Below are 21,422 nucleotides of genomic sequence, written 5' to 3'. Positions count from 1 at the left end.
GCTGAGCCGCCGTTACTTCAGCCATGTGGCCGCCGACGAACACAGCCTGGGCGCCTGAGTCGCCCGTTTTTATCTACCCAGCATGCTGCTCCACCTTGTTCACGAAACGCGTTATGCGTACAGCCCGACGGTGGAAAGCGCGCACCATGTGTTGCACCTCAAGCCGGCCAGTCACGCGGGGCAACAGCTGCTGAGCCACCAGTTGACGATCAGCCCGCAGCCCGCGCAAATGCACGAACTGCCCGATGTGTATGGCAACACCCGCACTTTCTTCTCGCTGCACACCCCCCACGAAGAACTGACCGTGGTGGCCGAAAGTGTGGTCTCCACGCTGGCTGTCCCGGAGGCCAGCCTCGCATCGGCCGGGCTGGCGTGGGAGCAGGTGCGCGAACAGTTTCGCTACCAGGCCGGGGGCGCTTACGACAGCGCCTGCGAGTTTGTCTTTGCCTCGCCCTACGTACCTCGCGACGAGGCCTTCGCGGAATTTGCCCGGCCCAGCTTCACGCCCGGCCGGCCCCTCCCCGAAGCCGCGCAGCACCTGATGGCGCGCATCCACACCGAGATGACCTACGACAGCGACAGCACCGACGTCGGCACCCCAGCGCTGGAAGCATTGCAACTGCGCAAAGGCGTGTGCCAGGACTTTGCCCACATCATGGTCGCCTGCTGTCGCTCCATGGGGGTGCCGGCGCGGTATGTCAGCGGCTACCTGCTGACCAACCCGGCACCCGGCCAGCCGCGTCTGATTGGCAGCGACGCCTCACACGCCTGGGCCTCGGTCTACTGCCCGCTGGCCAGTGACGCCGGCGGCATGCGGCTGGCGGCCGGCCAAAACGCGGGCGTCTGGCTGGACTTCGACCCGACCAACAACCGCGCCCCTGGCGAAGACTATGTGACGCTGGCCACCGGCCGCGACTTCCTGGACGTGTCGCCGATGCGCGGCGTGATTCGCGGCGGCGCCCGCCATGTGCTGGACGTGGCCGTCACGGTCACGCCGCTGCCCGAGCCGGACTAGAATTAATTCCCGACCCGACCTGCATTTGCTACTTTTTTCATAGCTGCTTGCCCTTTCCCGATATGGGTTAGAGGCCTATTTCATCATCAACCGGCGCGCAAGCGCCGCTTCAGGAGCACCCCATGAGCACCACCCCGATTTACGACAAGCTCAAAGCGCTGGGCATCACACTGCCGCCGGTGGCTGTTCCGGCTGCCGCCTATGTGCCCTTTGTCCAGACCGGCAAGCTGGTTTTCCTGAGCGGGCACATTGCCAAGAAAGACGGCAAGCCCTGGGTCGGCCAGCTCGGCAAAAACATGACGACCGAAGAAGGCAAGGCGGCGGCGCGCGCCATCGCGATTGACCTGATGGGCACGCTGCATGCGGCAGTTGGCGACCTCGGCCAGGTCAAACGTATCGTCAAGCTGATGAGCCTGGTCAACTCGACCGGCGACTTCACCGAGCAGCACCTGGTCACCAACGGCGCCAGTGAACTGTTTGGCGAGGTGTTCGGCCCGGTCGGCGCGCATGCCCGCAGCGCTTTTGGTGTGGCACAGATTCCGATGGGCGCCTGCGTTGAGATCGAGCTGATCGCCGAACTGGCCTGAACGAAGGCCCATGGAAAAAGGGCGGCCGGTGCCGCCCTTTTTGCCTTGTCATGCCGGACCAGATCCGGCATCCATGCCGCATCAACCCCGCTGAAAGCTTGCCCCGGATTCTGATCGGGGGCAGGCATGGCCGCGGCCTGATCAGGCGCGTTCGCTGACCCAGCCCTGCACCGAGGCCAGGGCCGCCGGCAGCTTGGACGCATCGGTGCCGCCAGCCATCGCCATGTCGGCCTTGCCGCCGCCCTTGCCGCCCACCTGCTGGGCGACGAAGTTGACGAGTTCGCCGGCCTTGAGCTTGCCCACGCTGTCGGCCGTCACACCGGCAGCGATCTGAACCTTGTCGCCGTCCACCGCGGCGAGCACGATGACGGCGGTCTTGAGCTTGTCCTTGAGCTTGTCCATGGTGTCGCGCAAGGTCTTGGCGTCAGCGCCTGCTAGCCGCGCGGCCAGCACCTTCAGTCCCTTGATGTCCACAGCCTGGCCCATCAGTTCGTCACACTGGGACGAGGCCAGCTTGCCCTTGAGCGAAGCGATTTCCTTTTCCAGCGTGCGGACCTGCTCCAGCACCTGGCCGATGCGGTTTTGCAACTCGGTCGGACTGGCTTTGAGCGACGCTGCCGCTGCCTGCATGCTGGACTCCAGCGACTGCAGGTAGGCGAGCGCATTGGCGCCGGTGACCGCCTCGATGCGGCGCACGCCCGAGGCCACACCGGCTTCGGCCACGATCTTGAACAGGCCGATGTCGCCGGTGCGGCCCACATGCGTGCCGCCGCACAGCTCCTTGCTGGAACCAATGCTTAGCACCCGCACCTCGTCGCCGTATTTTTCGCCAAACAACATCATCGCGCCGGTTTTCTGCGCGGCTTCCATGTCCATCACGCTGGCGTCGGTGGCCGCGTTAGCCAGGATCTCGGCATTGACGCGCGCCTCGATCTCGCGGATCTGCTCGTCGGTCACTGGCGCGTTATGCGCAAAGTCGAAACGCGTGCGCTCGGCATTGACCAGGCTGCCTTTTTGCTGCACATGGTCACCGAGCACCTCGCGCAAGGCCTTGTGCATCAGATGAGTGGCGCTGTGGTTGCGCACGGTGGCCGCGCGGCGCGCCGTGTCGACCCGCGCCAGCACCGCGTCGCCGACTTTCAGCGTGCCCTCGCTAACCAGGCCATGGTGGCCAAAAACACCGGCCTTGATTTTTTGCGTGTCTTCCACGCCAAACAACACACCTTCGGCACTGAGCGTGCCCTGGTCGCCGACCTGGCCGCCGCTCTCAGCGTAAAACGGCGTGGTGTTCAGCACGACCACACCGCTCTGCCCGGCGTCCAGCGCCGGCACTGCCACACCGTCGGCGTAAAGCGCCACCACCTTGGCGGGTTCTTCGAGCAAGTCATAACCAGTGAAGCCGTTGATGTCGCCGCTGTAGTCCAGCGCACGGTCCATCTTGAACTTGCCGGCAGCGCGTGCCTGGTTCTTTTGCCTGTCCATCGCGGCGGTAAAGCCGGCCTCATCGACCTCGACACCGCGCTCGCGGCAAACATCGGCCGACAGGTCCAGTGGAAAACCGTAGGTGTCGTGCAGCTTGAAGGCCACATCGCCAGGCAGCACCTTGGCGTCACCAGCCAGCGCTGTGTCCAGGATGGTCATGCCGATTTCAAGCGTCTCGAAGAAACGCTCCTCCTCGGCCTTGAGCACCGCCGTGATGCGCGCTTCATCGGCCTTCAGCTTGGGGTAGGCCTGGCCCATCTGCTGCGCGAGGTCGGCCACCAGCTTGTGGAAAAACGGTGTTTTCTTGCCGAGTTTGTAGCCGTGACGGATGGCGCGGCGGATGATGCGGCGCTGCACATAACCACGGCCTTCGTTGGACGGGTTGACGCCGTCGCTGACCAGAAAGGCGGTGGCGCGGATGTGGTCGGCAATCACAAACAGCGATTTGTTGCCGAGATCCTTCTCGCCGGTCTCACGCGAGGCCGCCTTGATCAGCGCGTCAAAAATGTCGATTTCGTAGTTGCTGTGCACATGCTGCAAGATAGCGGCCAGGCGCTCCAACCCCATGCCGGTGTCCACACAGGGCGCGGGCAGTTTGCTGACGCTGCCGTCGGCGGCCATGTCGAACTGCATAAACACGTTGTTCCAGATCTCGATGAAACGGTCGCCGTCTTCATCGGGGCTGCCGGGCGGGCCGCCCGGAATGTGCGCGCCGTGGTCGTAGAAAATCTCGCTGCAGGGGCCGCAAGGGCCAGTGTCAGCCATCATCCAGAAGTTGTCGGACTTGTAGCGCCCGCCCTTGTTGTCGCCGATACGAATCACGCGCTCGGGCGGCAGGCCGATCTCTTTGGTCCAGATGTCGTAGGCCTCGTCGTCCTCTTCGTACACGGTCGCCAGCAGGCGCTCGGGTGGCAGCTTGTAAACCTCGGTCAGCAGTTCCCAGGCCCACTTGAGCGATTCGCGTTTGAAGTAATCACCAAAGCTCCAGTTGCCCAGCATCTCGAAAAAAGTGTGGTGGCGCGCGGTGTAGCCGACGTTTTCCAGGTCATTGTGTTTGCCGCCGGCACGCAGGCAGGCCTGCACCGACGCGGCGCGCACATAGGGGCGCTTGTCGGAGCCGAGGAACACGTCCTTGAACTGCACCATGCCCGAGTTGGTGAACATCAGGGTCGGGTCGTTGCCTGGCACCAGCGAACTGGATGCCACCACGGTGTGGCCCTTGGATGCGAAAAAATCCAGAAAGCTCTTGCGGATGTCGGCGACGGTGAAAGTGGGTGTGCTCATGGTGTGTGGGTTGCGGATGAGGCTGGCGCTGGCCGGGCCTGCAGCCCGGAGCGGTCGGCCGCACCTGGGGTGCTCGATTTGCCTGACTTCTGATTATAAGTTTCAGCGCAGCCCTGCTCGAACGGCCTGCGCAAGGCCTCACGACGCGCTATGCTTGTGCGTTACGCCAATGAGCCGGCTGCGGCTCCCGTTTCTTAAAGGCCTTCCATGGACATGAAAACCTCCCCGATTTCGCTGCTCAAAGACCCCAGCTTGTTCAAGACCGACGCCCTGATCAACGGCCAGTGGCTCAAGGGCGCCTCACGCTTTGACGTCAATGACCCCTCCACCGGCCTGAAACTCGCCGACGTGGCCAACCTCGGCGCCAACGACGCCGACGACGCGATCAGCGCCGCCAATGCGGCCTGGCCGGCCTGGCGCAGCAAGACCGGCAAGGAGCGTCATGCGATCCTGCTCAAGTGGTACCAGCTGTTGATGGCCAACGTCGAAGACCTGGGTCGGATCATGACTGCCGAGCAAGGCAAACCTTTGGCCGAGGCCAAAGGCGAAGTGAGCTACGGCGCGAGTTTTGTCGAGTGGTTCGCCGAGGAAGCCAAACGCGTCAACGGCGAGACCCTGCCGCAATTTGACAACAACCGCCGCCTGATGGTCTTGAAGCAGCCGATCGGCGTGTGCGCCGCCATCACGCCCTGGAATTTCCCGCTGGCCATGATCACGCGCAAGGTGGCGCCGGCCCTGGCCGCCGGCTGCCCGGTGGTGATCAAACCGGCCGAACTGACACCGCTGACCGCGCTGGCCGCGGCCGAACTGGCGATGCGCGCCGGTATCCCGGCAGGTGTGCTCAACGTCCTGACCGCCGACAGCGACAACTCGATTGCCGTCGGCAAGGTCTTCTGCGCCAGCGACACGGTGCGCCACATCAGCTTCACCGGCTCCACCGAGGTCGGCCGCATCCTGATGGCGCAAAGTGCACCGTCGATCAAGAAGCTGGCACTTGAACTGGGCGGCAACGCGCCTTTCATTGTGTTTGACGATGCCGACATCGACTCGGCCGTCGAAGGCGCCATGGCCAGCAAATACCGCAACGCCGGTCAGACTTGCGTCTGCGCCAACCGCATTTATGTGCAAGACGGCGTCTACGACCAGTTCGTCGAGAAGTTCGCGGCCAAGGTCAAGTTGCTCAAGGTCGGCAACGGCTTCGAGGACGGTGTGGTGCAGGGGCCGCTGATCGAGGACTCGGCGGTGGACAAGGTGCAACGCCATGTGGACGACGCGATCGCCAAAGGCGGCAAGTTGCTGGCCGGCGGCAAACGCATGAAGGGTCAGTTCTTCGAACCGACCGTGGTTTCTGAAGCCACCAGCGACATGCTGTGTGCGCGGGAAGAAACCTTTGGTCCGTTTGCGCCGGTGTTCCGCTTCAAGCACGAGCAGGAAGCCATTGATGCCGCCAACAACACCGAGTTTGGCCTGGCCAGCTACTTCTACAGCCGCGACATCGGCCGCATCTACCGCGTGGCCGAGGCGCTCGAATACGGCATGGTCGGCATCAATGCCGGCGTGATCGCGACCGAACACGTGCCCTTCGGCGGCGTCAAGCAGTCGGGGCTGGGCCGCGAAGGCTCCAGCCACGGCATGGAGGAGTATCTGGAAATGAAATACCTGTGCCTGGGAGACATGCAGAAATGATGAACCGCAGACTGCTTCTTCAAGCCGGCCTGGTCGGCGCAGGCGCCTTGTCCGCTCCTTTTTTGATAGCTGCTCATGCCCAGGGGGCAGGGGCTACAGGCCAAAAACGTCACAAAATCGTGATCCAGATGAGCGATAACGACCCCGCCAAATGGAACCTGGCACTGAACAACGCCAGGAACCTGCAGGATGACGTGGGCGCCGCCAATGTTGACATTGCCATCGTCGCTTACGGTCCTGGCATCGGCATGCTCAAGCTGGAGTCGCCTACCGGCTCGCGGGTGGCTGATGCGATGAAAGCCAACGTGCGCGTGGTCGCCTGCGAAAACACCATGCGCGCCCAGAAGATCACCAAAGACGACATGTTGCCGGCCATCAGCTACGTGCCAGCCGGCGTGACGGAAATCATGAAAAAACAGGGTGAAGGCTGGGCTTATCTGCGGCCCTGATTTTTTTCCGGGACCGTGAGCCCTGAGGTTTTACAATCAGTCCACGCGGGTGTAGTTCAATGGCAGAACTTTTGCTTCCCAAGCAAATAGCGTGGGTTCGATTCCCATCACCCGCTCCACTTTTTTGGCATGTCGGCGGCAGCCCTAAGCCAGCTTGAGCATCAGCCTGTCGCTGTGGTGCCTCGGCCCTGCGCCCTGCCCAAGGTGAAATAAAACGCCGCGCCCTGCCCCTCAGCAGCATCGGCCCAAACCCGGCCCCCGTGCCTGGAGATGATGCGCTGCACGGTCGCCAGCCCGATGCCGGTTCCGGCAAAATCCGACGGCGCATGAAGCCGCTGGAACGTGCCAAAAAGCTTGTCCACATAGGCCATGTCAAAGCCAGCGCCGTTGTCCTTGACGAAATAAACGGTTTCACCCTGGGCACCGACCTCGGTGCCGATATCAATCAGCGCCGACGGCTGCCTGGACGTGAATTTCCATGCGTTGATCACCAGGTTGTCCATGACAACGGACAACAACACGGGATCGGCGTGCGCCAGCAAACCGTCTTGTATATTCACCTGCACCTGACGCGCAGGCTCCCGCTCCCTGCACGCCTGCGCCGCCCGACCGGCGATGGCCGTCAGATTGACCGTTGCGGACCGCAGCGGGTCGCGCGTGAGTTTGGCCAGCGACAGCAGGCCCTCGATCAGTTCACCCATTTGCCGGGTTCCCGCGCGAATTCGACTCAGATAATGTCGACCTCGCTCATCGACCTTATCCGCACTCAGGCGCTCCAGCAACTGGCTGAATCCGTCAATCGTGTTCAGCGGCGAGCGCAGGTCGTGGGACACGGAATAGGAGAAGGTTTCCAGCTCCTTGTTCACCGCTTCGAGCTGGGCGGTGCGCCGTCGCACACGGTCTTCCAGTTCGGCGTTGAGTCGCAGAATGCTTTCTTGCGCCTGCCTGCGTTCAGTGATGTCCTGGAAGGAGCCATAAATTCGGATGATTGTGCCGCTGCTGTCCTGCATTGCCTCGGCGATGGAACGCACCCACACCCGACGACCCCTTGCGGTGATGATCTCCATCTCTTCGTCAAAGGGGATGCCGTCCCGACTGCAACGGCTCACAGCCGCGGAAATTTTCTCTCGCCACTCTGGCGCGTAGAACTGCAGGGCATCGTGCAACAACGGCTTGCTGCCCAGTGGCATGTCGTGGATTTTGCAAACCTCGTCAGACCAGAGCACATGATCGGCCGACAGATCCAGCATCCAGCCTCCAAGTTGCGCGGTGCGGCCGGCAATCTCCAGCAGCATCTCGCTCTGGCGAAGTTTGTCCTCAGTCTCCCGGCGCGCCGAGATGTCCTCGACCACCGCGATGACATGCGTCGGCGTCCCGTCGGCCGCGCGCACCAGGGACACCGTAGCATGTATCCACACGAACCCGCCGCCTTTTTTCAAGCACCGCTGATCGTCAGAGAACGCATCAAATTCACCCTCAAGCATCCGGTTCCTGAGACTGAGATAACGAGGGAGGTCTTCCGGGTGCGTTCGATTGCGCATGTCCATGGCTCGCAACTCGGTCTCTGTATATCCGGTGATCGCGTAATAAGCCGGGTTGGCCATCAGCAAGCGGCCATCGGGCGCATTCATCACGAGACCGGCTGCCGTGGTTCCAAACATCAACTGAACCATCTCCTGGCTGACTTTGAGCTGTTGCTGAACCTCGGTCCGGTGGCTGACTTCTGCCTGCAACTCCTTCGTCCGTTCACGCACCTTGCGGCGAATCTGCACATTCCAGAGAAACCCCAGCGTCACCAGCGCGAAGCCCGCCAGGCCGGCGCCCGTCAGCCACCGCAGCAGCCACGGATCAATCCCGGCGCCGGGCTCGTACATCAACCCCTTCAATGAATAGTCGGAGCGCACCACACCCTGGTTCGCCAGCGTGCGCGCTATATGCTCGAACCGGCCGGGATTCATGTGCCCGATCTCCACCACATCCGGCAGGATAAAAGGCCGCATTTCCACGGCTTCCCTGACCAGCATCTCACGCGTCAGCCCCCGTTGCACGACACCGTCCATGGCCATGATCAAACCGGCGATCTCGTCGCCATGGTTAAGCGCATAGTCCCAGCCTTTGCGGCTGGCGCGCAGGAATGCGGCAGTGCGATCGGGGTTGTTCGCGACCTCCGCCTCCGTCGTAAACAGAATGTCGCCGTAGAAGTCGATACCGTAGTCCCGGCTGCGCATCGTCGAGGTCGCCACGCCACGAGCGAGCAGCAAGGCGGGCTCCACGGTGGCGTACGCCGACACGGCGTCCACCTCGCCTGCGATCAGGTCGTCGAGGTTCCAGGACTGCGGAACAATATTGACACGCTTCGGATCGATGCCTTCACTGCGCAGCATGGCGCGCAGCTGAACGGCACCCTGATCGTCCGAGAGCATGACCTTCGCGCCGATGAGATCACTGGGCACACGGATATTGCGATCTTGCCGGCTCATGATGACATAGGGCGAATGCTGGAAGATCGCCGCCAGCGCCACGATCGGCTGCCCGTTGATCCGTGTTGCCACCAGGTCGGAGTCGCCAATGCTGAACTGGGCGTTCCCGCTGAGGACCGTGGCCACGGGCGCCTTGTCCGGGCCGCCTTCACGGATCGTGACCTCCAGCCCTTCGTCCTTGTAGAAACCTTTGGCCTGCGCCGCGTAGTAGCCGGCAAATTGAAACTGGTGCCGCCACTTGAGCTGCAGGGTCACGCGCTCTGGCCGCTGCTCGGCGCCGGCTGCGCCAAAAGCCGGGGCGGCGCCAATGGCCCACAGCGCCAGGGCCGCCACCCCCGCCACATGCCGCCCCCCCGAGGTCACCCGAGAAAATAAGGATGAGGTGACGCTAGGCATCGTGAGTCCAGTCTAGCACCGTGATACCCCGGCGCGCAGCTTGCCGGGCGCCATTTTCGCCACTCAAAGGATCACAATCAGCGCAACCCCGGCCAGCGTCAGCACGCCACCCAGCACAGTGGCCATGGTGATTTTTTCGCTGTTTTTAAGCAGCAAATAACTCATGGGAAACACCAGTAACGGCGTGCACAGCGTGATCAACGCAGCCACCGATACCGGGATGTACTTGAGCGAAAGAATCAGGCAGGTCTGCGCGGAAATGGTCAGCACGCCGCTGATCGCAAACAGCAGCACGCCGCGGCGATCAGCGTTCCTGAGCCTGCCCAGCAGTTGCTTTTTGTCCCGACTGAACGCCGCATGCAGCGCCAGACCGGCGCTGGCCCCGATCAGCGCGCCCAGCAGGGCTTCGTCCCAGTTGCGAATGGCCGCACCGCGAAAGATGTTGCCCAGGGAATAAGCGATCGAACTTCCCAAGCCCAGTACCAGCGCGGATTGCTGCAAGCGGCTGTGTCCATGCCCGCCTGCGGCGCTGTTTCCAGCCCGTCCCTTTCCCCCGGACAAGCCCGCGCTCGAAGCGCCCGTCATCACCAGCAGCAACCCCGCCATCGCCATGCCCATGCCGGCAAGCTCCAGCGTCCGCAAGGCTTCGCTCAGGAAGGTCCAGGCGAAAAGAGCGGTGAACAGCGGACTCGTGATCTGGAAGATGCTGGCGCGCGAGGGCCCGAACTGCACCACGGATTCCAGAAAGAACCAGCGTCCCAGCCAGGTCGAAAATGCGCCGGCCAGTAAAAAGAAGGCAAAGCCTTCGGACTGCCAGACCACACGGTCACTCCGCCATACCCACTGGGCCAGGAACAACAAGGCCGCAAACAGCACGTTGACTGACACCGAGACCAGAAACCCGAGGTCAAGCTTGACCCGCACGGCGGCTACCTTGGTCAGGATGATGTTGACGGAAAAAAGCAGCAGCGCTGCTCCCGCAAACAGCTCACCGGCCAGCGAGGCGGTCAGCACGGCTCAGTCCAGCACCGCATTGAGCTTTCGCACCACGGTGGACTGGCTGAGATTCAAATGCCTGGCCACGGCCCGCGTGTTGCCGTATTTTTTCAGGGCTTCAGAGACCAGCTGCTTTTCAAACAGCACCACCCTGGCGTGGTAACCCAGCTCGCCGGCAGAGGCGAGGCTGGTGTTCGACAACAGGTTCTCAGGCAGATCGATCAGGTCAATCAGGTCGGTCGGTGTGGTCACCACCAGTCTTTCGACGATGTTGCGAAGCTCCCTGACATTGCCAGGCCACGCATAGTCCAGCAGGCAGCGCAGGGCACGTTCGGAAAAGCGCTTGTCAAGCGCATACAAAGTGTTGAGCTCATCCAACGCATGGCTGGCCAGTGGCAGGATGTCGTCCTTGCGCATGCGCAGCGGGGGGACGTCAAGCGGGACCACATTCAGACGGTAATACAAGTCACTGCGAAACTGGTTGTTTTCGATCATGGCCTGCAGGTCGCGGTTGGTTGCCGCCACGATTCGAAGATCGACATGAATCGCGCGCGTGCCGCCAACCCGAACCACCGTGTGGTCCTGCAAGGCCTGAAGCAGCTTGACTTGCAAGTCCATGGGCAGCTCGCCGATCTCGTCGAGGAACAGCGTGCCGTGGTGTGCCGTTTCAATCATGCCCACCTTGCCCTGCTTGAGCGCGCCGGTGAACGCGCCGCCCTCGTAGCCAAACAACTCCGACTCCAGCAGTTCGCGCGGAATGGCACCGCAATTGATCTTGATAAAGGGGCCTGCCCGGCGTTGGCTTTCCATGTGGATTTGCCGGGCCAGTACCTCCTTGCCGACGCCCGATTCACCACTGATCAAAACCGCCGTGTCCACCTTCGCGACGCGCACAGCCAGGTTGGACAGCCGCTGCATGCTCTGGCTCTTCATGACAACACCGCCCAGTTTGAGATTCTGCAGCCGCAACTCCTTCATTTCGTTTTCCACACGCTGCAAATCCTCCCGCGTACGCAGCAAGGCCTCCTGCACCTGCAGCAGTTCGGTGGTGTCGCGCGAATTGATGATCACTTTGCGCACCCGCCCCTGCTCGTCGAACAGGGGAATGCCGGTCACCATGATGGTCTTGCCGGCCTGGGTCTGCTGCATGGCGGAAACACGGGTCCGCTCCGCCGCGACACGCGCTGCAATCACCGGCCGAATCCATCCCTTAGCCTCAAACTCGGACACATGCCGCCCCACCAGTTCATGGGCCTTGCGCCCATAGTTGCGCTCACACCCCTCGTTGACCATCAGCGTGACGCCTTTTCCGTCCGCTACGAAAATGCCATCGAACGAGTTGCGATAAATTTCCTCGTAATCGTTGCAGAGCTGGCGCAGGTGCAGCAATTCGCTGTGGGTATCGACTGGCTCTTGAGCGGGAGGTAGCGAATCAGCATTGGCAAGCATAGATGACCTTTTTCAGTGGCCCTTAGACGATTCATTAATGAATCAAGTAACGCCAGCATACGATGTGTCGCGTTTTGCCGCAGCACACATTTCACCAAATGCAGGGTAAACACGTGGAGCATCTATGCAAAAGCGCCAGGTCACAACCAATTTCAGAAAAAAATCCATCAAAAATATCTTTGCATGAGTCCTCTACGACTCAGTTGAATGTACTAACGCATCAAGCGTCTCATGCAAGGTCGTAGCTTTTGTGTCTAAGTGATTGATTTCATTGGTGGGGCCCTTTGGCACAGTCCCTGCAATGTATGGAGGGCCCGATTTCAGGCAGACCCGGGTTCCCGCGCTGGGAACTCATATAAAACAGGAGACACACATGAACTCAAAAGATCCAGAGGCCATGCTTGCCGCGAGGGATGCGCGGTATTGGCAGGAGGCCGTCGACCTGCCCTCATTCCGCGAACTGATGAAGGCCAAAAAGAAATTGCTGGTGCCGATGGTGCTGCTTTACTTCGGCGCCTTCATGGGTATGACTTTGCTCGCAGGATATGGCGGGAACTTCATGACGCAAAAAATCAGCGGTGCCTTCAACATGGCCTATCTGCTGGTGCTCGGTTGCTACTTCATGTGCTGGATTCTCGGCCTGGTCTATGTCCGTATCGCCAACCGCGATTTCGACGCCATGGCGGCCCGTGCGATTGAAGAACTCAAGAACACACGGAGGCAAGCATGAAACTCATCACTCTGGGTATTTTCCTGTTCATCCTGGGTATCACCCTGGTTGTCACCTACTGGGCGGCCAAACGCACCCACACCACCAGCGAGTTTTATGCTGCGGGCGGCAAACTCGGTCCGATAGAAAACGGTTTTGCGCTGGCCGGCGACTGGATGAGCGCCGCCGCCTTTTTGGGCTTCGTCGGCCTGTCGGCGCTGTTCGGCTGGGACGGCGCCCTGTATGCGCTGGGCGCACTGGTGGCCTTCATGGCGATTTTGCTGCTCATCGCCGAACCACTGCGCAATACAGGGCGCTACACACTTGGCGACGTGATTGCCTACCGCATGCAACGCCCGCAGGCCCGCGTGGCTGCCGTGGTCGGTACCATTGTCGTCAACCTGGCCTACCTGATCCCGCAGATGGCCGGCGGCGGCGTACTGATCAAGCTGCTGCTGGACATTCCGTACAGTGTATCGGTGGTGTTCGTCGGCATTGGCATGATCGTCTATGTCGCTTTCGGCGGCATGCTGGCCACTACGTGGGTGCAGATCATCAAGGCGGTGTTGTTGATCTCGACCGCCGTGGTGCTGGTCGTGTGGATACTGGCGCTGTTTGGCTTCAACCCGGTGGCCCTGTTTGACGGCATGGAAGACAGGTACGGCGCAAAAATCCTGTCTCCCGGCAACTTCTTCAAGCACCCGCTCGACGCGTTCTCGCTGGGTATCAGCTTTGTGCTGGGCACCGCCGGACTGCCGCACATCATGACCCGCTTCTACACCGTACCGGACGCGAAAACCGCGCGCAAGTCGGTGATCTGGCTGATGTTTCTGGCCGGCGGGTTTTTCCTCGTGACCACCCTGATCGGTTTTGCATCGGCTTTGCTGGTGGGACAGGACGCGATCCGCGCGGCCGACAAGGGCGGCAATCTCGCGCTGCCCCTGCTGGCCCAGTATCTTGGGGGTGGACCGGGCACCCTGGGTGGACAAATCTTTCTGGCTTTCGTGGCCGCTGTCGCTTTTGCCACCATCCTCGCCGTGGTGGCAGGCCTGACCCTGGCAACATCCGGCGCGATTGCGCACGACCTCTATTTCAATGTGATCAAGCAGGGAGCGCTCAACGAGAAAGAGCAGGTCCGGGTGGCCCGCGTCTCGGTGTTCGGCATTGGCATCGTTGCCATCGTGCTCGGCCTGCTGGCACAGGGCCAGAACGTGGCGGTGCTGGTCATCCTGGCCATCTCGATTGCCGCCAGCGCGAATTTTCCGATCATTGTGCTGTCGCTGTTCTGGCGCCGCTTCAACACCGGCGGCGTGATAGGCGGTGTCGCAGTGGGCCTGGTTTCCGCCATCGGCTTGGCCCTGATTGGTCCCGCCTTCATGGGCAAGGAAGCCATCTTCCCTATCGTCAATCCGGCCATTGTCAGCATGCCTCTGGGATTTCTGGGCGCCGTCCTCGGCACGTTGCTGGGCGGAAGAAACGCCGTACACGAAGCCCATTTCGACCAGGTGCTGTTCAAAGCCCAGACCGGTATCGCCACGGATTGAGATGGCTGGAGTCAGCCAGACAAACACGTGCCTGCACCGGTCATGGCGACCGGTCAGGCCACGCATTTTTTTATTTTTTTTGGAGAGCAGCATGAACACCATCAAAGCCGTCGTTTTTGACCTCTACGGCACCTTGTACGACGTCCATTCGGTTCGCACGCTCTGCGAGCGCCTCTATCCCGCGCGGGGTGATGCGATCAGCAGAATGTGGCGACAAAAGCAGCTTGAGTACACCTGGATGCGCTGTCTCATGGGCCAATACAAGGATTTCGAAAGCGCGACCGTCGAAGCCTTGCGCCACACCTGCGGCAGCCTGGGCCTTGCCCTGTCGCCGGCCGGCGAAGCCAGTTTGTGCAACGAATACCTGCGACTGGCGCCCTTTGCGGACGTGCCCCAGGCCTTGCAACGGCTGCGCGCGGCGGGCCTGAAAACTGCCATCTTGTCCAACGGCTCGCGCCACTCCATCCGGCAGGTGGTTGAAAATTCAGGTTTGACGTCCTCGTTCGATCATCTGATCAGCGTTGATGAGGTTCGGCAGTTCAAGCCGCATCCCGAGGTTTACCAACTGGCGCTGGACACCCTGAATCTCGACAAGGCAGACATACTGTTCGTCTCCTGCAACTCATGGGATGCTACAGGCGCCAAATACTTTGGCTATCCGGTCTGCTGGATCAACCGCAGCGGCGGCGTGTTCGATGAGTTGGGCGTTTCGCCAGACCTGGTGCGCAGGGACGTTGGCGATCTGGCCGCGCGCTTCCCGGTGGCAGGCGCGCTCGAAAACGTGTCCTGAGTACCGCTCAGATCAGCTTGCACCCGGTTTTTGCCTGCAGGGCTTCCATCGTCACGCCGGGCGCCAGTTCGACCACCTTCAATCCCTGTGGCGTGATGTCCATCACGGCCAGGTCGGTGATGATGCGGTCGATCACCGCCTTGCCGGTCAGGGGCAGCGTGCATTCGGGCAGGATTTTGAAGTCTTCCGTGCCATCCTTCTTCTTGGCCACATGCTCCATGAGCACGATGCAGCGCTTGACGCCGGCCACCAGGTCCATCGCGCCGCCCATGCCCTTGACCATCTTGCCGGGGATCATCCAGTTGGCCAGATCGCCCTTTTCGCTGACCTGCATCGCGCCCAGGATGCTCAGGTTGATCTTGCCGCCGCGAATCATCGCGAAGCTGTCGTGGCTGCCGAAAATCGACGAGCCCTTGATGGTGGTCACGGTTTGTTTGCCGGCGTTGATCAGGTCGGCATCCACTTCGTCTTCGGTCGGGAAGGCGCCAATGCCGAGCATGCCGTTTTCCGACTGCAGCCAGACCTCCTTGTCGGCCGGCACAAAGTTGGCCACCAGCGTCGGAATGCCGATGCCGAGGTTCACATAGAAACCGTCTTCGAGTTCCTGGGCGGCACGCGCCGCCATTTGGTCTTGGGTCCAGGGCATATCAGGCTTTCTCGGTGATGGTGCGTTTTTCGATGCGTTTTTCCGGGCTGGCATTGAGCACGATGCGGTGCACATAAATGCCCGGCAGATGAATGTCGTCCGGCGCCAACTCGCCCACTTCGACGATCTTCTCGACCTCGACGATGCAGACCTTGCCGGCCATGGCGGCAGCGGGGTTGAAGTTGCGGGCGGTGAGGTTGAAGCGCAGGTTACCGGACTTGTCGGCCACCGCTGCCTTGACCAGCGCCACGTCGGGCACCAGCGAGCGCTCCATCACATAGGTTTCGCCGTCAAACTCGCGCAGTTCCTTGCCTTCAGCCACTTGGGTGCCGACACCGGTCTTGGTGAAAAACGCCGGGATGCCGGCGCCGCCGGCGCGCAGCTTTTCGGCCAGCGTACCCTGCGGCGTGAACTCCAGCGCCAGTTCACCGGCCAGGTACTGGCGCTCGAACTCCTTGTTCTCGCCGACATAGCTCGAAATCATTTTGCTGATCTGGCGGGTCTCCAGCAGTTTGCCCAGACCAAAACCGTCCACACCGGCGTTGTTGGAAATAACGGTCAGGTCTTTGGTGCCACTGTCGCGCAGCGCCTGGATCAGCGCTTCGGGAATGCCGCACAAACCAAAACCGCCAACAGCCATCAATTGGCCGTCTTTGACGACACCCTGGAGGGCCTCGGCAGCAGAGGGAAAAAGTTTATTCACAAAAATCTCCTGGAGAACTTCAACACGAACTTCAAAAGCTTTACGATACTACCTATCGCGATACGTAGTTACCCCTAAAGTTTAACCCTCGGTGCCTCTGACAAACCCCATGGAAATCGATTACCGCCTGGCATTCAACATGGCCCCGGTCGGCCTGGTGCTGTCACGCAATCGCGGCATTGTCGACTGTAACCAGCACCTGTGCGAGATGTTCGGCGCCACGCGTGAACAGCTCATCGGCCAGTCCTTCCAGATTCTCTACCCGAGCGCCGACGAATACGAGCGCATTGGCGCACGCATGTTGCCCATCCTCAATGCCAAAGGCCATTACGCCGACGACCGCATCATGAAGCGTGTGGACGGGCGCCTCAAGGGCGAGACCTTCTGGTGCCACGTCACCGGTCGTGCACTCAACCGCGCCGCGCCGCACGAGTCGGGCATCTGGACCTTCGAGGACCTGAGCTCGCGTCGACCGGTCAAGGCTGAACTGACGGCGCGCGAACGTGAAGTCGCCGCCCACCTGATGGACGGCATGACCTCCAAGGAAATCGGCCGCGCCCTCGTCATCAGTCACCGCACCGTTGAAATCTATCGCGCTCGCCTGATGCGCAAGTACAAGGCGTCGACCACGGCCGACCTGGTGCACAAGTTGATGGAGGGATGACGGCTGCGCCCAGCGAACGGCGCGGGCGCCACTGGTTTGCTACATTTTTAATAGCTGACCACGCCCAGCCGGCATGGGCCAGACGCCTAAAAAATCTGAAGATGAACTAAACACCGCAAAGGCCAGCGTCAGGCTTTTTTTGGTCCATCCACCACCTCGGCGGCGGTCCTGAACGCATCCACCGCAGTGGGTACCCCGCAATACACAGCTGCATGCAGCAGCACCTCCTGCAACTCGGCCGAGGTCGCGCCATTGTTGAGTGCGCCGCGTAGATGGCCCTTGAGTTCATGCTGTTTGCCGAGCGCCGTCAACATGGCCACGGTGATCAGGCTGCGGGTCTTCAAGTCCAGTCCGGGCCGCTGCCAGACATCGCCCCAGGCTTTACTGGTGATGTGCTCCTGGATCGGGCGTGTGAAATCCGTGGCATTGCCCAAGGCGTTCGCTACAAAGGCCTCGCCCATCACCTGCTTGCGTGTGACCAAGCCCTTTTCAAATGCCGCGTCCATGGCTCGCCTCCTGAAATAAAACCGTCAGCATAACGTAACGCCCTCACCCCAAAGTTTGTCCGATGCCGTGCGTGGCCCGGACACACTACACCAAGTCATACCCTAAAACTATTAATGTCATTAGAAAGATTGATTAGTTCTATCGAAGAGCCAAGCCTAGACTCTACCGTGCGAAACACCTCAACAACCACAGGAGAACACCGTGTCAACTGAACAAACCTGCCCATTTTCTGGCGGCGCCCGTAAAAACGCTGTCGCTGGCGCCACGACCAACGCTGATTGGTGGCCCAACCAGCTGAACCTCAAAATTCTCAACCAGAACTCCCCGCTCAGCGACCCCATGGGCGAGACCTTCAACTATGCCGAGGAGTTCAAGAGCCTCGACCTGCATGCCGTCATCAAGGATCTCCATGCCCTGATGACCGATTCGCAAGAGTGGTGGCCCGCCGACTACGGCCACTATGGGCCCTTCTTCATCCGCATGGCATGGCACAGCGCAGGCACCTACCGCATTGCCGATGGTCGCGGCGGCGCGGGCTCGGGCACCCAGCGATTTGCTCCGCTCAACAGTTGGCCGGACAACGGCAACCTTGACAAGGCACGCCGCCTGCTCTGGCCAATCAAGCAGAAGTACGGCCGGAAAATTTCCTGGGCTGACCTGATGGTTCTGACCGGCAACGTCGCGCTGGACTCCATGGGCTTTCAGACCTTCGGTTTTGCCGGTGGACGCGAAGACGTCTGGGAACCCGAGGAGATTTACTGGGGACCAGAATCCGAGTGGTTGGGCGACAAGCGTTATACCGGCGACCGGGTCCTGGAAAACCCGCTGGGCGCCGTCCAGATGGGCCTGATCTATGTCAATCCACAAGGCCCCAATGGCAACCCCGACCCGATTGCCTCGGCACGCGACATCCGGGAGACCTTTGCACGCATGGCGATGGACGACGCGGAAACCGTTGCACTGGTTGCTGGCGGACACACCTTCGGAAAATGCCATGGCGCGGCTGATCCGGAGAAGTACACCGGCCCTGAACCCGAGGGCGCCAGCATCGAGGAACAAGGCTTCGGCTGGACCAACAGTTTTGGCAGCGGCAAGGGGGTACACACCATCACCAGTGGCCTGGAAGGCGCCTGGACACCCACCCCGATCCAGTGGGACAACAGCTACTTCGACACCCTTTTCGGCCATGAGTGGGAATTGACGAAAAGCCCTGCCGGCGCACACCAGTGGACACCCAAGGGTGGCTCCGGCGCAGGCACCGTGCCCGACGCCCACGACCCCTCCATCCGGCATGCACCCATGATGTCGACGGCAGACCTCGCCCTCCGGATGGATCCGGCCTACGAGAAAATTTCCAGGCACTACCACCAGAATCCGCAAGAACTCGCAGATGCGTTTGCCAGGGCCTGGTACAAGCTGACGCACCGCGACATGGGCCCGGCCGCGCGTTATCTCGGCCCGCTGGTGCCCAAGGAAGAGTTGATCTGGCAGGACCCGGTTCCCGCCGTGGACCATGCCTTGGTTGACGCGCAGGATATCGCTGCCCTGAAAGCAAAAATCCTGGCTTCAGGCCTGTCGATTTCCCGGCTGGTCTCGACCGCCTGGGCCTCGGCAGCCACTTTCCGCGGCGGTGACAAACGCGGCGGAGCCAACGGCGCGCGGATTCGTCTCTCGCCGCAGAAGAACTGGGAAGTCAACCAGCCGGTGGAACTGGGCAAGGCGATTGACACGCTGGAAGCGATCCAGAAAGAGTTCAACGGCGCGCAATCTGGCGGTAAAAAGGTATCGCTTGCCGACCTGATTGTTCTGGGCGGCTGCGCGGCTGTCGAGGCGGCCGCCAGGAAAGCCGGGCACGACGTGAAGGTTCCCTTCTCGCCAGGGCGCACGGATGCCTCACAGGCGCAGACCGATATCGACTCCTTTGCCCCGCTTGAGCCCACCGCAGACGGCTTCCGCAACTACCTGCGCAAAGGACTGGAAGGGTCGGCGGCGGAGTTGCTGGTTGATCGTGCAAACCTGATGACACTGACCGCACCCGAAATGACGGTGCTGGTTGGCGGCCTGCGCGTTCTCAACGCAAACTTCGAGCAGTCCGAACATGGCGTCTTCACCAAGCGACCCGAGACATTGACCAACGACTTCTTCGTGAACCTGCTCGACATGAACACGCAGTGGAAGAAGAGCCAGGTATCTGAAGCCTCGTCCGATGGCGGTGGCCGGGATGCAACCGGCCTGGCCGACTTGAACACCAGGTCGCGCAAGTCGGCATTGCCCGATGGCGTGCTGGAAGGACGTGACCGTGGCACAGGCGGCACCAAGTGGACGGCCACCGTGGTCGACCTCGTATTTGGCTCGAACTCGCAGCTCCGCGCCATTGCCGAAGTGTATGCGTGCAGCGACTCCGAGCCAGCCTTTGTACGCGACTTTGTCGCCGCCTGGAACAAGGTGATGAACCTGGATCGTTACGACCTGGCGTGATCCGGGCCGGCCTGTGCCGAAGGTGCCATGCAGGGCCTGAGGCCAACAGCGACGCTGGTGAGTGAAGCTTGCGGGCAAACGTGATCACCGGTGAGAAGCTTTGTTCGGGAAGCGCTTTGCGCTTCCCGAACTCCGGATGGCGAGCCGCATCGGCGCCTTTGATCGTTATGCTTTCCCGCTTCTCTTCAGGTGACCAGGAAGCGCAGGGTCATAAAGGCTCAGGAAGCCTTGACCGCCGCCACAAGCCTCTCGGCGCAGGCCAGCGCTTGCCCCGCATCGCGTGCCTCCACCATCACGCGCAGCAAAGGTTCCGTGCCACTGGCGCGGATCAGCATCCGGCCGTTGTTGCCGAGTTCGCTTTTCACGGCCTGGGTTTCTGATGCCAGCAACGGGCTGGTCGCCCAGTCCTGACCGGCCTGCAGGCGCACGTTGATCAGCGTCTGCGGAAACAGCGTGACGTCGGCCAGCAGTTGCGCCAGCGTCTTGCCACTGCGCACACAGGCCTGCAGCACCTGCAAGGCGCTGATCAGACCATCGCCAGTGCTGTGTTTGTCCAGCGCCAGAAGGTGGCCCGAGCCTTCACCGCCCAGCAGCCAGCCGCGCTTTTCCAGCTCCTCCAGCACATAACGGTCGCCCACCTTGGCACGGACAAATTCCACACCTCGGGCCTGCAGGGCGACTTCGACGGCCATGTTGGTCATCAGAGTGCCCACGGCACCCGGCACTTTTTCATCCCGCGCCAGGCGCTCGGCCACCATCAGGTAGAGCACCTCGTCCCCATTGAACAAGCGCCCTTCGGCGTCCACCAGTTGCAGCCGGTCGGCGTCACCGTCGAGCGCCACGCCGTAGTCGGCCCCATAGGCTTTCACGGCCTTGATCAAGGCTTCGGGATGGGTCGCACCCACGCCATCATTGATGTTGATGCCGTCGGGCGAGCAGCCGATGCAGGTCACATCGGCGCCCAGTTCATGAAACACCTCGGGCGCGATGTGATACGCCGCGCCGTGCGCAGCATCCACCACGATCTTCATGCCCTTGAGCGTCAGGTCATTGGCAAAAGTGCTTTTGCAGAATTCGATGTAGCGGCCGGCCGCGTCGTCGAGGCGGCGCGTCTTGCCAAGGCTGGGCGAGTCGGCCCACACCGGCGCTTCTTCGAGCGCCGCTTCCACAGCCAGCTCCCAGGCGTCATCGAGCTTGGCACCCTGGGCGCTGAAAAACTTGATGCCGTTGTCGGGAAAAGCATTGTGGCTGGCAGAGATCACCACGCCCAGGCTGGCGCGCTGGGTGCGCGTGAGGTAGGCCACGCCGGGTGTGGGCAGCGGGCCGAGCAGCACCACATCGACACCGGCAGAGTTGAAGCCCGACTCCAGCGCACTCTCGAGCATGTAGCCGGAAATCCGCGTGTCCTTGCCGATCAGCACCGTGGGCCGCGACTCGGTCCGCTTGAGCACCCGGCCCACCGCATGGGCCAGACGCAGTACAAAATCGGGCGTGATCGGCGCCTGCCCCACCGTGCCGCGAATGCCGTCGGTGCCAAAATATTTTCTTGTCATTGTG

The 21,422-nt window shown here is 61.5% G+C and carries 17 protein-coding genes and 1 tRNA gene; 10 read left to right on the top strand and 8 right to left on the bottom strand.

Annotated features, from left to right (window positions below; all coding sequences use genetic code 11):
* Window positions 1-82 precede the first annotated feature (82 nt).
* Window positions 83-1,015, top strand: coding sequence for a transglutaminase N-terminal domain-containing protein (locus ACH2CW_RS10110; protein ID WP_395057679.1), 933 nt, complete (start codon window positions 83-85; stop codon window positions 1,013-1,015).
* Window positions 1,016-1,137: 122 nt separating this feature from the next.
* On the top strand, window positions 1,138-1,602 hold the full coding sequence (locus ACH2CW_RS10105; protein ID WP_395057677.1) for a RidA family protein: 465 nt from the start codon (window positions 1,138-1,140) through the stop codon (window positions 1,600-1,602).
* A gap of 141 nt (window positions 1,603-1,743) precedes the next feature.
* On the opposite strand, the gene alaS is transcribed toward ACH2CW_RS10105, so the two are convergent.
* Window positions 1,744-4,368 (bottom strand): alanine--tRNA ligase, encoded by a 2,625-nt coding sequence (alaS, locus tag ACH2CW_RS10100; protein ID WP_395057675.1) that lies wholly within the window; start codon window positions 4,366-4,368, stop codon window positions 1,744-1,746.
* A gap of 207 nt (window positions 4,369-4,575) precedes the next feature.
* Between alaS and ACH2CW_RS10095 the strand changes: the two genes are divergently transcribed.
* The 3 genes from ACH2CW_RS10095 to ACH2CW_RS10085 all read left to right on the top strand — a co-directional run bounded on the left by ACH2CW_RS10095 (window position 4,576) and on the right by ACH2CW_RS10085 (window position 6,622).
* Window positions 4,576-6,054: an NAD-dependent succinate-semialdehyde dehydrogenase gene (locus ACH2CW_RS10095; RefSeq protein WP_395057673.1), complete on the top strand. Its 1,479-nt coding sequence runs from the start codon at window positions 4,576-4,578 to the stop codon at window positions 6,052-6,054.
* Entirely contained in the window at window positions 6,054-6,503 is a 450-nt protein-coding gene (locus ACH2CW_RS10090; RefSeq protein WP_395057671.1) for a DsrE family protein, read from the top strand. Before ACH2CW_RS10095 ends, ACH2CW_RS10090 begins: the two co-directional genes overlap by 1 nt.
* A 45-nt stretch (window positions 6,504-6,548) precedes the next feature.
* Window positions 6,549-6,622, top strand: a tRNA-Gly gene (locus tag ACH2CW_RS10085).
* Window positions 6,623-6,664: 42 nt separating this feature from the next.
* On the opposite strand, the gene ACH2CW_RS10080 is transcribed toward ACH2CW_RS10085, so the two are convergent.
* The 3 genes from ACH2CW_RS10080 to ACH2CW_RS10070 all read right to left on the bottom strand — a co-directional run bounded on the left by ACH2CW_RS10080 (window position 6,665) and on the right by ACH2CW_RS10070 (window position 11,824).
* Window positions 6,665-9,379: an ABC transporter substrate-binding protein gene (locus ACH2CW_RS10080; RefSeq protein ID WP_395057669.1), complete on the bottom strand. Its 2,715-nt coding sequence runs from the start codon at window positions 9,377-9,379 to the stop codon at window positions 6,665-6,667.
* A gap of 63 nt (window positions 9,380-9,442) precedes the next feature.
* Window positions 9,443-10,393, bottom strand: coding sequence for a DMT family transporter (locus tag ACH2CW_RS10075; RefSeq protein ID WP_395057667.1), 951 nt, complete (start codon window positions 10,391-10,393; stop codon window positions 9,443-9,445).
* Window positions 10,394-10,396: 3 nt separating this feature from the next.
* A complete protein-coding gene (locus ACH2CW_RS10070) occupies window positions 10,397-11,824 on the bottom strand; it encodes a sigma-54 interaction domain-containing protein (protein WP_395057665.1) in 1,428 nt (475 codons plus the stop codon).
* 373 nt (window positions 11,825-12,197) lie between these two features.
* Here ACH2CW_RS10070 and ACH2CW_RS10065 point away from each other — a divergent pair, with 373 nt between their 5' ends.
* The 3 genes from ACH2CW_RS10065 (at window position 12,198) to ACH2CW_RS10055 (ending at window position 14,867) form a co-directional block, all read left to right on the top strand.
* The gene (locus tag ACH2CW_RS10065; RefSeq protein WP_395057663.1) at window positions 12,198-12,554 is read left to right on the top strand and encodes a DUF485 domain-containing protein; all 357 of its coding nucleotides are present in this window, start codon (window positions 12,198-12,200) and stop codon (window positions 12,552-12,554) included.
* The gene (locus ACH2CW_RS10060) at window positions 12,551-14,077 is read left to right on the top strand and encodes a cation acetate symporter (RefSeq protein ID WP_395057661.1); all 1,527 of its coding nucleotides are present in this window, start codon (window positions 12,551-12,553) and stop codon (window positions 14,075-14,077) included. Before ACH2CW_RS10065 ends, ACH2CW_RS10060 begins: the two co-directional genes overlap by 4 nt.
* Window positions 14,078-14,168: 91 nt before the next feature.
* Entirely contained in the window at window positions 14,169-14,867 is a 699-nt protein-coding gene (locus ACH2CW_RS10055; RefSeq protein WP_395057659.1) for a haloacid dehalogenase type II, read from the top strand.
* A 7-nt stretch (window positions 14,868-14,874) separates the two neighbouring features.
* Here the strand turns inward: ACH2CW_RS10055 and ACH2CW_RS10050 are convergent, their stop codons facing one another.
* The gene (locus ACH2CW_RS10050) at window positions 14,875-15,513 is read right to left on the bottom strand and encodes a 3-oxoacid CoA-transferase subunit B (protein WP_395057657.1); all 639 of its coding nucleotides are present in this window, start codon (window positions 15,511-15,513) and stop codon (window positions 14,875-14,877) included.
* A 1-nt stretch (window position 15,514) separates the two neighbouring features.
* Window positions 15,515-16,216 (bottom strand): CoA transferase subunit A, encoded by a 702-nt coding sequence (locus tag ACH2CW_RS10045; protein ID WP_395057655.1) that lies wholly within the window; start codon window positions 16,214-16,216, stop codon window positions 15,515-15,517.
* A gap of 109 nt (window positions 16,217-16,325) precedes the next feature.
* On the opposite strand from ACH2CW_RS10045, the gene ACH2CW_RS10040 reads away from it, so the two are divergent.
* The gene (locus tag ACH2CW_RS10040) at window positions 16,326-16,880 is read left to right on the top strand and encodes a LuxR C-terminal-related transcriptional regulator (protein ID WP_395057653.1); all 555 of its coding nucleotides are present in this window, start codon (window positions 16,326-16,328) and stop codon (window positions 16,878-16,880) included.
* Between the two features lie 128 nt (window positions 16,881-17,008).
* On the opposite strand, the gene ACH2CW_RS10035 is transcribed toward ACH2CW_RS10040, so the two are convergent.
* A complete protein-coding gene (locus ACH2CW_RS10035) occupies window positions 17,009-17,386 on the bottom strand; it encodes a carboxymuconolactone decarboxylase family protein (protein WP_395057652.1) in 378 nt (125 codons plus the stop codon).
* A gap of 202 nt (window positions 17,387-17,588) precedes the next feature.
* On the opposite strand from ACH2CW_RS10035, the gene katG reads away from it, so the two are divergent.
* The gene (katG, locus tag ACH2CW_RS10030) at window positions 17,589-19,865 is read left to right on the top strand and encodes a catalase/peroxidase HPI (protein WP_395057650.1); all 2,277 of its coding nucleotides are present in this window, start codon (window positions 17,589-17,591) and stop codon (window positions 19,863-19,865) included.
* Between the two features lie 218 nt (window positions 19,866-20,083).
* On the opposite strand, the gene glmM is transcribed toward katG, so the two are convergent.
* On the bottom strand, window positions 20,084-21,418 hold the full coding sequence (gene glmM, locus ACH2CW_RS10025) for a phosphoglucosamine mutase (protein ID WP_395057648.1): 1,335 nt from the start codon (window positions 21,416-21,418) through the stop codon (window positions 20,084-20,086).
* Between the last annotated feature and the right edge of the window lie 4 nt (window positions 21,419-21,422).

The sequence above is a fragment of the Polaromonas sp. genome, from assembly GCF_043778355.1.
Classification (GTDB): domain Bacteria; phylum Pseudomonadota; class Gammaproteobacteria; order Burkholderiales; family Burkholderiaceae_C; genus Polaromonas.
This window is presented reverse-complemented; position numbering and strand designations above follow the sequence as displayed.